The sequence below is a fragment of the Cyclobacterium sp. genome, from assembly GCF_014762705.1.
GTDB lineage: Bacteria > Bacteroidota > Bacteroidia > Cytophagales > Cyclobacteriaceae > Cyclobacterium.
This window is the reverse complement of record NZ_JABURL010000124.1, coordinates 40,160-53,470: the sequence shown is the minus strand read 5'-3', so window position 1 is coordinate 53,470 and position 13,311 is coordinate 40,160. Positions and strand designations below refer to the sequence as shown.

18 protein-coding genes and 1 pseudogene are annotated in these 13,311 nt (G+C 40.8%); 10 read left to right on the top strand and 9 right to left on the bottom strand.

From position 1 onward, the window contains the following. The first annotated feature begins 71 nt into the window (after nt 1-71). Nucleotides 72-533 (top strand): hypothetical protein, encoded by a 462-nt coding sequence (locus HUJ21_RS24890; RefSeq protein ID WP_291373785.1) that lies wholly within the window; start codon nt 72-74, stop codon nt 531-533. A gap of 62 nt (nt 534-595) precedes the next feature. Here the strand turns inward: HUJ21_RS24890 and HUJ21_RS24885 are convergent, their stop codons facing one another. Next, nucleotides 596-1,495 carry an IS1595 family transposase gene (locus HUJ21_RS24885; RefSeq protein WP_291373783.1) on the bottom strand — a complete coding sequence of 300 codons (900 nt, stop codon included), beginning with the start codon at nt 1,493-1,495 and terminating at the stop codon, nt 596-598. 410 nt (nt 1,496-1,905) lie between these two features. Further along, nucleotides 1,906-2,250: a helix-turn-helix domain-containing protein gene (locus HUJ21_RS24880; RefSeq protein WP_291373781.1), complete on the bottom strand. Its 345-nt coding sequence runs from the start codon at nt 2,248-2,250 to the stop codon at nt 1,906-1,908. Between the two features lie 92 nt (nt 2,251-2,342). Here HUJ21_RS24880 and HUJ21_RS24875 point away from each other — a divergent pair, with 92 nt between their 5' ends. The 6 genes from HUJ21_RS24875 (at nt 2,343) to HUJ21_RS24850 (ending at nt 5,044) form a co-directional block, all read left to right on the top strand. After that, nucleotides 2,343-2,720, top strand: a complete 378-nt coding sequence (locus HUJ21_RS24875; protein WP_291373780.1) for a DoxX family protein — start codon at nt 2,343-2,345, stop codon at nt 2,718-2,720. Between the two features lie 2 nt (nt 2,721-2,722). Next, nucleotides 2,723-3,244, top strand: a complete 522-nt coding sequence (locus HUJ21_RS24870) for a peroxiredoxin-like family protein (RefSeq protein ID WP_291373779.1) — start codon at nt 2,723-2,725, stop codon at nt 3,242-3,244. Between the two features lie 38 nt (nt 3,245-3,282). Further along, on the top strand, nt 3,283-3,849 hold the full coding sequence (locus HUJ21_RS24865; RefSeq protein WP_291373777.1) for a class III extradiol ring-cleavage dioxygenase: 567 nt from the start codon (nt 3,283-3,285) through the stop codon (nt 3,847-3,849). A gap of 10 nt (nt 3,850-3,859) precedes the next feature. After that, nucleotides 3,860-4,168 carry a hypothetical protein gene (locus HUJ21_RS24860; RefSeq protein WP_366483849.1) on the top strand — a complete coding sequence of 103 codons (309 nt, stop codon included), beginning with the start codon at nt 3,860-3,862 and terminating at the stop codon, nt 4,166-4,168. A gap of 18 nt (nt 4,169-4,186) precedes the next feature. Continuing rightward, the gene (locus HUJ21_RS24855) at nt 4,187-4,774 is read left to right on the top strand and encodes a glutathione peroxidase (RefSeq protein ID WP_291373776.1); all 588 of its coding nucleotides are present in this window, start codon (nt 4,187-4,189) and stop codon (nt 4,772-4,774) included. A gap of 66 nt (nt 4,775-4,840) precedes the next feature. Then, the gene (locus HUJ21_RS24850) at nt 4,841-5,044 is read left to right on the top strand and encodes a hypothetical protein (RefSeq protein WP_291373775.1); all 204 of its coding nucleotides are present in this window, start codon (nt 4,841-4,843) and stop codon (nt 5,042-5,044) included. A gap of 44 nt (nt 5,045-5,088) precedes the next feature. Here the strand turns inward: HUJ21_RS24850 and HUJ21_RS24845 are convergent, their stop codons facing one another. From HUJ21_RS24845 to HUJ21_RS24830, 4 genes are all read right to left on the bottom strand, one after another. Then, entirely contained in the window at nt 5,089-5,655 is a 567-nt protein-coding gene (locus HUJ21_RS24845; RefSeq protein WP_291373773.1) for a transposase, read from the bottom strand. Further along, entirely contained in the window at nt 5,562-6,671 is a 1,110-nt protein-coding gene (locus tag HUJ21_RS24840) for an IS66 family transposase (protein WP_291373771.1), read from the bottom strand. The genes HUJ21_RS24845 and HUJ21_RS24840 overlap by 94 nt, the downstream gene beginning before the upstream one ends. 75 nt (nt 6,672-6,746) lie before the next feature. Next, on the bottom strand, nt 6,747-7,094 hold the full coding sequence (gene tnpB, locus HUJ21_RS24835) for an IS66 family insertion sequence element accessory protein TnpB (protein ID WP_291373769.1): 348 nt from the start codon (nt 7,092-7,094) through the stop codon (nt 6,747-6,749). 3 nt (nt 7,095-7,097) lie between these two features. Further along, nucleotides 7,098-7,403: a hypothetical protein gene (locus tag HUJ21_RS24830; protein WP_291373768.1), complete on the bottom strand. Its 306-nt coding sequence runs from the start codon at nt 7,401-7,403 to the stop codon at nt 7,098-7,100. Nucleotides 7,404-7,474: 71 nt separating this feature from the next. On the opposite strand from HUJ21_RS24830, the pseudogene HUJ21_RS24825 reads away from it, so the two are divergent. Further along, nucleotides 7,475-8,503 (top strand): annotated as a pseudogene (locus HUJ21_RS24825) (IS481 family transposase); the annotation flags it as partial. A 736-nt stretch (nt 8,504-9,239) separates the two neighbouring features. On the opposite strand, the gene HUJ21_RS24820 reads toward HUJ21_RS24825, so the two are convergent. From HUJ21_RS24820 to HUJ21_RS24810, 3 genes are all read right to left on the bottom strand, one after another. After that, nucleotides 9,240-9,491 carry a hypothetical protein gene (locus HUJ21_RS24820; protein ID WP_291373766.1) on the bottom strand — a complete coding sequence of 84 codons (252 nt, stop codon included), beginning with the start codon at nt 9,489-9,491 and terminating at the stop codon, nt 9,240-9,242. A gap of 113 nt (nt 9,492-9,604) precedes the next feature. Next, nucleotides 9,605-10,228 (bottom strand): TetR/AcrR family transcriptional regulator, encoded by a 624-nt coding sequence (locus HUJ21_RS24815; RefSeq protein WP_291373764.1) that lies wholly within the window; start codon nt 10,226-10,228, stop codon nt 9,605-9,607. A 58-nt stretch (nt 10,229-10,286) separates the two neighbouring features. Next, nucleotides 10,287-10,907 (bottom strand): sterol desaturase family protein, encoded by a 621-nt coding sequence (locus tag HUJ21_RS24810; protein WP_291373762.1) that lies wholly within the window; start codon nt 10,905-10,907, stop codon nt 10,287-10,289. Nucleotides 10,908-11,138: 231 nt separating this feature from the next. On the opposite strand from HUJ21_RS24810, the gene HUJ21_RS24805 reads away from it, so the two are divergent. Both HUJ21_RS24805 and HUJ21_RS24800 read left to right on the top strand, forming a co-directional pair. Next, the gene (locus tag HUJ21_RS24805; RefSeq protein WP_291373761.1) at nt 11,139-11,774 is read left to right on the top strand and encodes a TetR/AcrR family transcriptional regulator; all 636 of its coding nucleotides are present in this window, start codon (nt 11,139-11,141) and stop codon (nt 11,772-11,774) included. A gap of 861 nt (nt 11,775-12,635) precedes the next feature. Beyond that, the gene (locus HUJ21_RS24800; RefSeq protein ID WP_291373759.1) at nt 12,636-13,205 is read left to right on the top strand and encodes a TetR/AcrR family transcriptional regulator; all 570 of its coding nucleotides are present in this window, start codon (nt 12,636-12,638) and stop codon (nt 13,203-13,205) included. Nucleotides 13,206-13,311 lie beyond the last annotated feature (106 nt).

The window sequence follows — 13,311 nt, the reverse complement described above, 5'->3', positions numbered from 1 at the left end:
CCTATTTTTACCAACTAATATAAATTTATATCTAAATAAAAGCAAATATATTTAATTTTTTTAATGAATATTTGGATACAGAAATAGGTATTTATTCCTGTATTGGTATTGCTGTATACACGGATATATGCAAATGTCTCGTCTTTACAAAAAACAAATATAACAGTCTCAACCTCGATTATTCCGCTTTTTTAGCGACCGGATCCGGGCTGGACAAAAATCTGTTTTTGGAGAATATCCTCAAGTATCCGGCGGTAAAAAAACACTACACGATTTATGGCAACTCATTATTGGGAAAAATAAAGGATTGCAAGGTCCAGCACTGGCTAAATGGGAAAGATTGTTTTTACAGGGTCGAGGGGGAATTGGTTGTTTCCCACTATCAGACCAGGGCCTTTTCACTTTCAGCCCGGGAATTCAACTTACGAAACCATTTACGGCAATTGTCAGTAAGGCAAACCTTATCTACTTTTAAACCTAAAAACAAGAAGCTGGATAATTTTTATGAATTAGATAGGAAGAAAGAGGATTGATTATCTCACGCTGAGTAATCATAGGCCATAAATAGAAAAAACTATAATAATATTTTATTGAACTAGGCGTATGACAAATAAAATTCTTTGTAAGGGTATGGTGGTTTTTCTACCATTCTTTTTATGAGGTTTTCAAAGATTCCCTCCTTCATCTTATGCCTGTTGAAGCGATAGGTATATTCATCAATATAGGGCTGAAGATGGATTACAGAATGGTGGATACCCCTCAGCCAGGCTTTGAATAGCATCACAGTTCTGTGTAGCTGTGGGAAGTTCTTTCCCTTCTTTTCTGATTTCTCCCTGACTAGCTTGGGAAATTCACTTTCAAGACCTCTATATCCGCTCCAACGGTCAGTCCTCACCGCTGCACCGGGAGCTATATGGTCCATCATAAAACGCTTTAAATGCTTACGGGCAGCTGTATCGACTACACGTCCATAGATGCGGGAAACTCCCTTTCCTTTGCGCTCCACGGCCACCACCATGATCTGTTTCTTACCTTCATTGCGTCCCACAGCCTTTTCGTCCTGGCCACCCACATAGGTCTCGTCTACGTCCACTTTACCATCCATTGGGTGGTTTCCACTGCTTGACATCGCCCTCATCACCTTCTGCTTGAACAGCCAGCAGGTCTTCTGCCTAAGTTCCAGCTTCCTGCTAAGTTCAGGGCTGCTGATCCCACTTTTGCTGGTAGACACGTAGTAGACGATGTAAAACGCCTTCAAAAGGGGGAACTTGCACCGGTGGAACAGGGTCCCGGACTTCGGGGATTCCAGACGTCTACATTTGGTGCACTGCCTGTCATACTTTTCAATACCCTGACAATAGTGCCCGTGGCCGCACTTTTTGCACTGATAGCCATCCTGCCACTTCAGGGATGCCAGGTACTTCACACAGCTTTCCTCATCGGGAAACCGCTCGTGAAACTCGAACAAAGACAAACTCTTAAACCGCTTTTCCATAACTTTCTGCTTACCCTGTCAATATACCTACTTTTTAGTTATTGAAAAAGTGCCTTGTTCAAATATTTTATATATTAACATCTAATCATGATAAAAAAAACATTTTTGAGGTGGTAATCTCTTAATTATTCCTTTAATTACAGTTTCAATAGATTTTTGGCCGACTGGACCAGTAACCAAAATAGAAGAAAGTGACTTTTTACGACAATTAAACGTGACAGTTGAATACCCAAAAAAAAACAGCTGCCAATAAAAATATCTTTCCCAAATAAATACCATTCAATAAAATTTTATAAGTCTTCCATTATGGAAGGCTTATATCGGAAAAAGGTGATACAAGAAGTAAGTATAGGCAATGGTATGGCGACTGCACAACTTTCAAACTTTTGGACAGGCGATGCATAAATGAGTTATTTTCCAATGACTTTTTTACGGTGATTGATACCCCAATTTCTAAGCACTTCAATCACAGGTTGCAAAGTCTTCGAATATGTTGTCGTAGTATATTCAACCAAAACAGGCGACTCATCGTAAACTGTTCTTTTAATCAAATGATGTTCTTCCAAGTCTTTCAATTCTTTAGCAAGAACTTTGGAAGTAATTTTAGGGACACTCCGCTCAATCTCTCTAAATCGATTGTTCCCTGACGAAATTGAAATCAAAATCATCAATTTCCATTTTCCGCTAATAGCATCAATTGCATCTCTTACAGGCAACATTGCAGAAAGGCATTCCGTATGATTTGTCTTACTCATAACTTACTTTTACTTTCCTTTAGGTAACTGATATACTTAAGAAAGCAAAAATAAGTATCTTTGTCAAAACAAAAAAACTTAAAACAATAAATATGGAAACAAATGAAATGAGCAAAACACGAAAAATTTCCGCATGGATATTGGTAGGGCTGATGGGAGCATTATTTGTGATGAGTGCCTCCATGAAACTGATGGGCAGTGAAGAAATGTCCGCAAATTTTTCTAAATGGGGGTTAGATGGAAAACTCATGTTGATAGGTATTGGTGAGCTTATTGCAGCTATTTTTTTTATTATTCCCAAAACATCATCACTTGGTGTGTTATTGTTGAGTGCTCACTTGGGGGGGGCCATTGTTACACACATGAGCAATGACGAAATGTTTATTCCACAAACTGTTATGCTTTTGGTGGTTTGGGTAGCAAATTATTTGCGTAATCCAGAAATGTTAGCTTCTTTTTCAAAAAAATAAATATGAAAGCACTATCAGTTGGAAGTGTCGCCCCCAATTTTATGGGTGTTGACCAAAACGCACAGAACATTAATTTAAATGATCTATTGAATAAAGGACCCGTTGTGCTGATTTTTTATAGAGGACAATGGTGTCCTATTTGTAAGAAACACCTGAGCAAATTACAAGATGAATTACAAACCGTATTGGACAGAGGTGCATCCGTAATTGCCGTTACACCGGAGCGGCAGGAATATATTCAAAAGACAATTGTTAAAACGAATATTACTTTCCCTGTCATCTATGATGAAGGATATAAGATTATGAATGCTTACGGAGTTTCGTACAAAATGAAAAACACAGAGGCATTTATAATTAATACGATGCTTGGAGCAAGCCTAAAAAAAGCAAACTGGGATGATAGCAATACCCTGCCTGTCCCTGCTACTTACATTATTGGCATAGACGGAATAATTAAATATGTTCATTTTAATCCTGATTATAAGAAGAGAGCAAGCGTGAATGAAATTCTAAAACAACTTTAAAGTATTATAACAGTTACGGCAGTAGAAATAATTAAAGTATGGAGCGCAAATATTTTTTAAAACTATTAGCATTTACTCCATTAGTTACGCATAATATGAAATTACAGGCATTTTCTAAAATAACTTCTTATTTTTCTTCAACTAAGAAAATGCCTGTGCTTTTTACATCACATGGTAATCCAATGGATATTCCTTTAGGGCTAAATGCAAATCCTTTTTTAACAAGCTTAGGACAAATAGGAGAAAACATTAGAAAAGAATATGAAGTAAAAGCTATTTTGGTAATTTCTGCACATTGGTGTACGAGAGGAACGCTTGTTAATATAAGTTCGGCACCTAAAACAATTTATGATTATTATGGTTTTCCACCAGAATACTATACCGAAAAATACCCTGCACCTGGTTCTCCCGAAACAGCAAAAGAAGTAGCCAGGCTTATTCCAAAGGTAAAAGAAACAACAGAGTGGGGCTTAGATCATGGTGCATGGCCTATGCTTAAACACATGTTCCCAAAGGCCGATGTTCCTGTTTTTGAAATGAGTATTGATTATTACCAATCTGCTCAATATCATTTTGATTTAGCAAAACAGCTCAAACCGAGATAAGGGTGTTGTAATAATTGGTAGCGGTGCAGTTGTACATAATTTAAAAGAGGCAGGCAAACGATTTTTTAATGGAAATATGACTCCTTATGGTTGGGATATAGAGTTTGATCAATGGATAAAACAACAATTGGATAAAGGCGATATACAAAGCATAGTAAATTACGAAAAAAATAAATTGGGCTTAATGGCTGCTCCTACTCCCGACAATTATATGCCTTTAATATATAGTCTTGCACTAAAAGATGAAAATGAAAGTATTGAAAATACTTTTGAAGAGGTTCTTCCAGCTTTTAGTAACCGAGGATTTCGAATAAGTTAAACTATTAAATTAAAAAAAATGGAAACATTTAAACAAAAACTATTACGATTTTTTTATCCGTTTATCCGCAAAATAGGAAAATTCAGCAAAAACGGAGCTGTTTTGTTTAATGAGCAAAGCATAGAAGCACCAACGTCTATATTTGACCTGCACGCAAGCTTGTCGAACGGAAAAGAGATTGATTTCTCTACATTTACTGGAAAAAAAATACTTTTAGTAAATACTGCTTCAAACTGTGGTTATACGGGACAATATGCCGAGTTACAATCTCTTCACGAAAAGTTAGGCAACAAATTGACTATTATTGCTTTTCCCTCAAATGATTTTGCTGAACAAGAAAAAGGTAATGACGAAGACATTTCACAGTTCTGCCAAGTAAATTATGGGGTAACATTTCCGATTGCAAAAAAAGGCGTGGTAGTAAAAAAACCAGAACAACATCCCGTTTTCAAATGGCTTTCAGATAGTAATTCAAATGGTTGGAACGACCACGCTCCTGACTGGAATTTTAGTAAATATTTGATTGACGAAAATGGAAAACTCACTCACTATTTCGGACCATCAATATCGCCTTTAGATGACGTGTTTCTTAAAGTAGTGAAGTAATTTCCGAACATACAAAGAACCACTGCCTATAACAACTAAGTTTTCGTGCGGCTTGTAAAGCCAAGCATGAAAACGCTGTTGCACGGAACCGGTGAAGTTCCTATGGAGATTGAGTCTGTATTTTTTGGGTATCGAGTGGTTCTTACCGGGTATAAAGTCCGGGACGGGGTTGAAATTTTATTAAAAAATCAATTTTTGCTTTGCATTATTGCCTTTCCAAGCATTTTTTGGAAGGGTTTTTTTAACCCAACTTGGCCCTACGGCATCTAATTTTGATAAATTTTCGTAAGCAAACGGCCAACCCCCTATTAAAATTAGCTGGGATTCCCTTGATGATTTTTCCACCTGTGGGGCAGCAGGTCGGAGAACTTGCCGTCATAGGTGGGGTTGTTGAGTTTTCGCAGCACGTCGAGTAGCCAGTCATGGGGATTTACCCCGTGCTTTTTGCATGTTGCGAACAGGGAGTAGATCATTGCGGCATTCTGGGCAGTGGCGTGGGTACCAGCGAACAGGTAGTTTTTCCGTCCCAGGGCAATCGGTCTGATGGCGTTTTCAATAAGGTTGTTGTCAATCTGAAGTTGTCCGTGGAGGGTGTATAGCTTCATGCTGTCCATGAGCGGAAGTGCATAGGCGATTGCCCTTCCTATCGGTGAGGAAGGGAGTACCTTGGGATACTCGGCGAGCATCCAGTCGTGTAGTTCCCGCAGTATGGGTTGGGATTCCTCCACCCGCTTTTTGACGATGAGGTTTTCGGGCAGGGGCGGTTCGGCTTCCCTAATCTGTTTTTCTACTGCATACAGTTTGGCAATCGTCCCCATCGCCCAAGAAGCCCTATCCCTGTCATAAACTGCTGCCTCGTCGAACTTGCGTCTGATATGCAAAGCTTCACATATCTTCTGGCATGGGCCATACAGAAAGTCAGCAGGATTTCACTGTGGTCCTTATATAGGGATTCATAGACGCCATAGCCATCCGTCTGAATGATCCCCTTAAAATCGGCAAGCATTTCAGCGGGACCGGAACTGTCCCTGCTTTTTCTGTAATCAAAGAGTACCAGCCGGTCCACCGGAGCATGGTACAGCCACATATAGCCCTTATGGATGCCATCTTTATGGTCCCTGTCAAGTACCTTTAGCGGTGTTTCGTCCACTTGAAGGTATTTTTGACGGAGAACCATCAGACGAAGCAGCTCGCTGAGAGGTTTAAGCTGTTCCCATCCTCTCATGATCCAGTCAGAGGCACTGGAAGCGGGGATTCTTACCCCCATCTTGTTGTACTTGTCCAGCTGTCTGTGCAGGGGCATTCCATACACGTACTTGTCAACAGTTAGCTGGGCGACCACCGATTCTGAAGGGATTCCCTTCTCGATTACGCGGTCGGGCAGGATACCGATAATGATCCCCTCCCCGTTGGCCCTTGCATACTTTGGCCTTACGTAACGCTTTACATAGAATGAGGAAGGGACGACTTCGAGTACCTCGGTCACTTCCTCACCGATCTTTACACAGTTTTCTGTGGATTCCAGGGGCTCGATCAGAATGATCTTTCTTTCCAGGGCTTCCGGAAGGCTCATGCGTCCGGTGCCTTTGGCCCTTTTCTTGGGTGGCTGTTTTTGCTGGACTTCCTGTATGGATTCGGAAAGCTCCTCCTGTACCGCCTGGGTGGTGCCCAGTTCAAAAAGGCCCATCTGGTTCAGGCCGACGTTGTTTGATCGTTTATCGCTTTTGAAGCCGAAAATGTATTTCTGAAGCCTGCCCAGTTCGAAACTTAGATCGGCGATGAGGTGCTCGTCTTTGCTTATCCGGGCTTCGTTTTGGAGAATGATTTCCTCTTTTTCCGATAGGATCTGCAGGGCTTCCTCGTAGCGTTTTTTGTAGTCCGTCCCTGTGTTTTCCATAAGTTGAAAGTAGGTATAAAAAGCGGGTTTATCATGCTTTTAAGCCACTTTTTTCAACAAAAAAGCCTCTTTTTTTCACCCCCTTTTTAAGGGGTCATAGCGCTTTCTGTAGCTCACCGATTCGAGCTTTACCCCCTGTAAAAGCAGGGCCAGCTGACTGCCGGGGATGGCGTTTCCGTTAATCCTGGGGCGCTCAAAAGTACCCCTCTCAAGCTTTTTGATGTACATGGCGAAACCGTCCCTGTCCCACTGGACCATCCGGACCTGGTTGCCTCTTTTGCCTATAAAAATGAACACGTCACCGTTCATCGGATCAAAACCCAGTTCGTTTCTCACCAGGCCAGTAAGGGAGTTAATGCCGAAGCGCATGTCGGTGGGCTTGCCATACAGGAAATACCTGCAGGAGTTGGAAATGGCGAGCACAGCCTACCGGACAAGCTCCCTGACAAGGTCTGCACTGACAGGCCCATACAGATCCAGGCTGATCCCGGAAGGGTAACTGATACGGGCGACGACACGCCCGGAAGGTGCGGGATCATTGTTTGGTAACTCCAACTGACGGAATTCCCCGTCAATGGAGGAAAGGTTTTCCTGTTTGGTGAACCGGGTGGTCCAGTAATAAAATGTGGTGCGGACGATACCTTTTTCACTGGCAAAATCAGCCTTGCTTCTGCCGGAATCTTTCCATTCCAGATAAAGCATTTTCATTTCCTGTTCATCTTGTCTTTTCATGCGACAAGTTTACCAATTGAACCCGGATTCTGAAATATGGGGTTTATCGGACGGATACAAAGAACTGTCAGATGAATACAGAGACAAAGGCAATAAAAACCAAAGTAGGTTTATTACAGTTAGCGGAACAATTAGGCAATGTTTCCCAGGCATGCAAACTATTCGGCTACAGCCGGGACAGCTTTTACAGGTTCAAAGATCTTTACGATCAGGGAGGAGAACTCGCTCTTCGTGAGCTGGGTAAAAGGATACCCAATGAAAGAACCGGATCGAACCGGAAATAGAAGAGGCAGTAGTTCAGTTTGCTTTTGAGAATCCTGCCCTGGGCCAGCTGCGTGCATACAACGAGCTTAAAAAGAAGGGTGTCTTTATTTCACCCGCAGGAGTAGGTGTGGATGGCTGCGTCATGACCTGGAAACCTTCAAAAAACGGCTAAAAGCATTGGAAGCCAGAGTTGCCCACGATGGGGTTGTGCTTACAGAGGCCCAGGTCGTAGCGTAGCGTTGGAAAAGGCAAAGGAAGAGAAGAAAGCCCATGGGGAGATTGAAACACACCCCCCCGGATATCTTGGTGCACAGGACACCTATTATGTGGGAACTATAAAAGGAGTAGGCAGGATATACCAGCAGACTTTTATTGACACCTACGCAAAGGTGGCCCAAGCCAAACTCTATGACAGGAAGAACGCACTGGTTGCGGCAGACCTGCTGAATGACCGTGTGATCCCCTTTTATGAGCAGCATGATATCAGGCTCCTGCGGATCCTTACAGACAGGGGTACCGAATACTGCGGTGCAAGAGAGCATCATGAGTTCCAGTTATACCTTGCCATTGAGGATATCGACCATTCCAAAACCAAGGCAAAAAGCCCCCAGACCAACGGTATTTGTGAACGTTTCCACCGTACCATCCAGGAGGAGTTTTACGTAATAGCCTTTAGGAAGAAGATCTATAATTCACTGGATGAACTTCAAAAGGATCTGGAAGGTTGGCTCCACAGTTATAACAATGAAAGGACCCATTCAGGAAAACACTGCTATGGGAAAACTCCGATGCAGACGTTGCTGGACAGCAAACATCTGGCGGATGAAAAAATGCTGGACTTGCATTATGAAAAAGTTGTATCTTTACCTGTGCCGGGAGAAGCGGAAACAGGCTCTGGTGGCGACCAACCTGTCAGGAATATCCCGGCCGAACGAAATGAACAGGGAGCCGTCAAAAGCCTCTTGTCTTACAATCATTTTGGGAATAACATGCCTTAATCCACCGGTTTTGTCAGGGTGGAAACCGATGGCAGCGGATTTCCGGTGCGGAGCGACAGCTGGAGCTGGTTTATCCTAAAGGGGTAAGGCTCAAGGTGGATTCCCGCGACCTGTCCCTTTTGTCCCGTCTGATCCGTTTGTACTGATATTCAGCCTGGGCTCCTCCCACCGTTATTACCTCTACCGCTCCCCGGTGGACATGCGTAATGTCAAGCCGTCGTTAATGTAAAGTAAATAACACAAAACTTTGTTTGTTGGCATCTGGGCACATTACAGCATTATTGGGGGTTTTCAGAGGGCAACCTGTAACCTGTCGACATCTAGCTTCCGGGCCAAGCCATTGTTAAAACGATCATTGGTGATGGCAACGCTCTTTTGCAATTCTTCCTGATTGGACTCCAAAACAATTTGTTGAGTCTTCAAAGTTGCTACGCGATAAAATGATAAAATAAGGAAGCAACTTGGTAGATTGTTCTTCTTCAATTCGTTCACGGTTAAGCTTATAAAAATCTTCGCTTACTTTTGCAGCCCTGATACCTTGGAACAGGCTTTGATTAAAGATCTGTTGATTTGCCTACACATTAATTGATGTTGTATATTGAAGCCCGCCACGCAGCACAATGTAGTCATCCGGACCCGCATTCGGATCGCCCAATGCTGCCGGAAAAACAAAGGCTTGCCGCAGCACATTATCCATCAGTTTTCCAGTTGCATCAATCTGAGGAAGGGCAGTAGTTTTCACTTCCTTTGTTTTTCGTCTTCCTTCATCCTCATCCAGTTGAGCTTTGAGATTGAAACATTCTCCGTCATCGCCCGTTGAATGCACTGCTTGAGAGAATAGCGTTGAACCTCTTGCGCAAAGAGTAATGCGGGGAAGAGATTAAAAAGAATAAATAGATTCTTGATACTCATTGACCGATTATTATTTTATAGTTTAATTTAGGCTTTGAAGGGTGTTAATTTCAGATTCTTGCTAACACGTCTTCCCTTTTTGGTAGCAATCCCTTTGACCAGACAATCAATCAAATTGATTGCTACTGTCTGGTCTGAATACTTTGTCCGTGGAAAAAGTTTTTCATTGCCAGACAGTTGAGCCACATGAAGAAAAAAGGTAACGTAAAAATTTACATCAAGTGCTGAGTTTATATATTGTTTCCTGATTCCATCAATTACAGTGTCTTTGATCTTGCTGGTCAAAAAATCATCCCTAAACTCCTTCAGGATTTGCCAGGCGTTCTCGTGATACTTTTGTAAATCATGAATCAATGAAGGGCTGGTTTCCCTCATCATGGATATGATGCAGATGAAAATTTTTATCAATCGTTCAACAGGGTTGGCAGGTTTGTCAAAAGTGGCCTCTACTAATTCTTCCATTCTTTTTCGAAGGATGGTTATGGTCTGACATACGATATCATTTTTGTCTGCAAATGATTCATAAATGGTTTTCTTTGACATGTTCAGGTGATGAGCAATATCATCCAGGGAAATACTTCTGGTGCCGTATTTTTTGAAGAGATTCTCAGTACAGGCAAGTATTTTTTCCCTGTTTTCAGAATTGTACATAGGCTTGTGAGTACATAAGTAATGCCTTCATAACCATTTTGGATTATTAAACCGGATGTCAACCATTTCTGGTACTTCTAGGCATTGTTCCGTAAATGTAATCCCACAAAGGAGATGAAACGCCAAAAACTGATTCACTGTCCTTATAATGATGAACGCTGTGGTTTATCCAAAGCGCCTTAAAAAAGTTTCGAGGCGGTGGAAAGGCGTGAACAATGTAATGGATGCCAAGATAAACTGAATACCCCACTAAAAATCCGGGTAAAAATGCAAAAACATAGTCCCCCATAATTAGTCTTAAAACCAACAGCAGAATCGTGGCAATGCTTAAACTTAGGATTGGAGGCATGGCCAGTCTGTCTTTATCTCTTGGATACTCATGATGGATACCATGTACTATGTATTGAATCTTTGATCTCAGCGTCGAGTAAGTGGACATGTGAAAAACATACCTGTGTGCATTGTATTCAACCCATGTAAATACAAACCATCCTACAAAGAAAAGAAGTGTGGAAATGCCCCATGGCAGTACAGTGTTTGTCAGACTCCAATAGAATAGAACTACCGCATACAAAGCAAGTATTGAAGTTGGGATAGCAATATGCGTTCGTGTTAATCTTTCAAGCACCGCACTATCAAACAGTTTGCGTGTTCCGGCATTTTTTGGCTTTACCTCCATTATTCTTAATGTATGAATATTCTAATTACGAGATGTAACGATAAACGGCACAATAGCCTGGCTTAACAAATACAGTTGTCGCGCTCGCTTAATTGCGTGCTTCATTAGAAGCTAAGAATTCCCCCATAAACAAAACTTGTCTTCTAATATTTTGATGGTGTAAAATAAATAAAATATTCTTACATTTAACAGAATTGTTAAAAAAAAATGTTAAAATTAACAAACATTGATATGAACGCAGAAACAAGCATTTCCACGGAGGAGGCGATTTTGGTGGCCGCAAGAAAGGTGTTCGAATCTAAAGGATTTGATGGAGCCAGGATGCAGGAGATATCGGATCGTGCCGGAATTAACCGGGCTTTGCTTCATTATTATTTCAGAACTAAAGAGAAAATGTTTGAGCGGATTTTTGATGAAGTGCTAGAGCGTTTTATGCCCCTTTTATCCACATGGGATCAGGATATGGAAGAAAGTTGGGAAGGGAAACTGAAAAGATTTATCAGTACTCTCATTACTTTTTTAAAAACGAATTCGATGCTATTCCTGTTGCGGGAAATCATTCGTAAGCCTGAATTATTGGCATCAAGAACTAAAAAGCACAGAAAAGGACTAAACAAATTTGTGCTCTACTTCGACAGGTTGAAACAGGAGCGACTGATTCGTTCGGATGTGGATTCCAGGTATATTTATGTAATAATTCATTCACTTTGCTCATTCCCATTGATGAATGCAATTGTTTTTTCGTATAGCCTGCAAATTTCTCCAAAAGAGTATGATGAGCTAATGACAGGGTACCCGGAAATAATCAGCGATTTACTAATCCAATTGCTGAAGTATCGCGGCTTAAGGAAGTCGGACATTATGTAAAATCTACCGAAGCAACGAGGATTCTGATTCAAATATTGAAAGCGTCCCATTTCTCATCTTACGACCCCGACTATTTTGAAAATCAATTTGACCTTTCGCTGGCATCGATGCAGAAAAAAAGCACTTCCAAATTGATCTTGGAACAAAGGTTAAAAGGAGAGGATGTTAAAACAAATCGACATGAAAATTATAAAAGTGAGCATTCTGCGGCAATTGTGGCTGTAGATCGACAAGGGAATATGGTCGGGCTTATTCATAGTATTAATACGCTAATTGGGGATCGAATGGCTTATTTGTCGATGGTATCTCTATTCCAGATCCTGCAACATTTCAGCAGGATCTGATTGAAAAGGTTGGCTATGGACATCGATTGCCTGAAATAACAACCTAGAAATAGTCATTAAAGATGGTGAGCCAGTTTTAAGGTTTTCATGTATTGGTTCAGGATTGCATAATCAGTCGTTAACTTCACTGCTTAATGTTTTAGATTTTAGAATGACACTAAAAGAGGTGACGGAAACGCTCTCTATTGGACCTTTATATGCTACTCAGGACTCATTAATATTGTACATCGAACCGAATAGGTTTTCTGAGGATTTTAAAACCGAAGCTAATAAACTAGGGGTTCATCTTCGTGAAAGCGCATTGGCCAATAGTGGACCGTGGTCGGGAATCTATCGAGATATTGAAAGCGGAGAATTGATAGGTACCGAAGTTTCGGTGAAGTAGATATTTTGTTGACCGATAGCAATCATAATATTCAATGGGATTTAATTAAGCAGTCTCACAAAACGATCTTTTTTGAGACAGTAACGCTAAGCCTGCAGCTACTGACGCTCCCGAATGAACGTTCAATTCAAAATGGAAAATATTTCAGATAAGAAGAAAGCAATTTTTGAAAGTACAATAAATTTGATCACCGAAAACGGATTTCATGGAACGCCGATGAGCATGGTGGCCAAAAATGCCGGGGTGGCTGTAGGAACTATATATCATTATTTTGAAAGCAAAAATCAATTAATTGGTGAGCTTCATGCATACAATAGAGGTAGAGTGGTTGAAATTATTAAAGAAACAATAGGTGAAAATATAAGCCATAAAAAAACGTTTCAAAACATTTGGACAAATCTCTACCAGTTTTATATAGAAAATACCAATGTTCTAATATTTTTTGAACAATTTATCAATTCTCCATATAATATTAATAAATTTCCGACCCATTTTCAGGGAGAGCTCTTTGATTTTTTTAAAGGAGGGATTGGAAAAGGTGAGATAAAAGATGTAAAACCTGAGATCCTGGTAGTACTTACTTTAGGAAGCATAACCACCTCAGCTAAGCTGCACAAATTTGGAAGTATTCCGTTGAACTTTACTGACCAACATAATATCATTCAAATACTTTGGGATGGAATGGCAGTGAATAAAGAATAGAGAATCTCAACAATCCTTTTGAATCTAAAATTATTTTTTCGATAAAAAGTAAACAGAAATAACTCTTGAAGTTACAATAAGTCACAATTTATACATTACAATTCTA

Bases quoted from the DNA above. Each gene is read 5' to 3' on its own strand.
- HUJ21_RS24800 (WP_291373759.1), top strand. From the start codon at position 12,636: ATGGAAAATATTTCAGATAAGAAGAAAGCAATTTTTGAAAGTACAATA.
- HUJ21_RS24880 (WP_291373781.1), bottom strand. From the start codon at position 2,250: ATGAGTAAGACAAATCATACGGAATGCCTTTCTGCAATGTTGCCTGTA.
- HUJ21_RS24830 (WP_291373768.1), bottom strand. From the start codon at position 7,403: ATGAAAAGACAAGATGAACAGGAAATGAAAATGCTTTATCTGGAATGG.
- HUJ21_RS24840 (WP_291373771.1), bottom strand. From the start codon at position 6,671: ATGGAAAACACAGGGACGGACTACAAAAAACGCTACGAGGAAGCCCTG.
- HUJ21_RS24855 (WP_291373776.1), top strand. From the start codon at position 4,187: ATGGAAACATTTAAACAAAAACTATTACGATTTTTTTATCCGTTTATC.
- HUJ21_RS24870 (WP_291373779.1), top strand. From the start codon at position 2,723: ATGAAAGCACTATCAGTTGGAAGTGTCGCCCCCAATTTTATGGGTGTT.
- HUJ21_RS24850 (WP_291373775.1), top strand. From the start codon at position 4,841: ATGAAAACGCTGTTGCACGGAACCGGTGAAGTTCCTATGGAGATTGAG.
- HUJ21_RS24885 (WP_291373783.1), bottom strand. From the start codon at position 1,495: ATGGAAAAGCGGTTTAAGAGTTTGTCTTTGTTCGAGTTTCACGAGCGG.
- HUJ21_RS24865 (WP_291373777.1), top strand. From the start codon at position 3,283: ATGGAGCGCAAATATTTTTTAAAACTATTAGCATTTACTCCATTAGTT.
- HUJ21_RS24815 (WP_291373764.1), bottom strand. From the start codon at position 10,228: ATGTACAATTCTGAAAACAGGGAAAAAATACTTGCCTGTACTGAGAAT.
- HUJ21_RS24810 (WP_291373762.1), bottom strand. From the start codon at position 10,907: ATGGAGGTAAAGCCAAAAAATGCCGGAACACGCAAACTGTTTGATAGT.
- HUJ21_RS24805 (WP_291373761.1), top strand. From the start codon at position 11,139: ATGAACGCAGAAACAAGCATTTCCACGGAGGAGGCGATTTTGGTGGCC.
- HUJ21_RS24875 (WP_291373780.1), top strand. From the start codon at position 2,343: ATGGAAACAAATGAAATGAGCAAAACACGAAAAATTTCCGCATGGATA.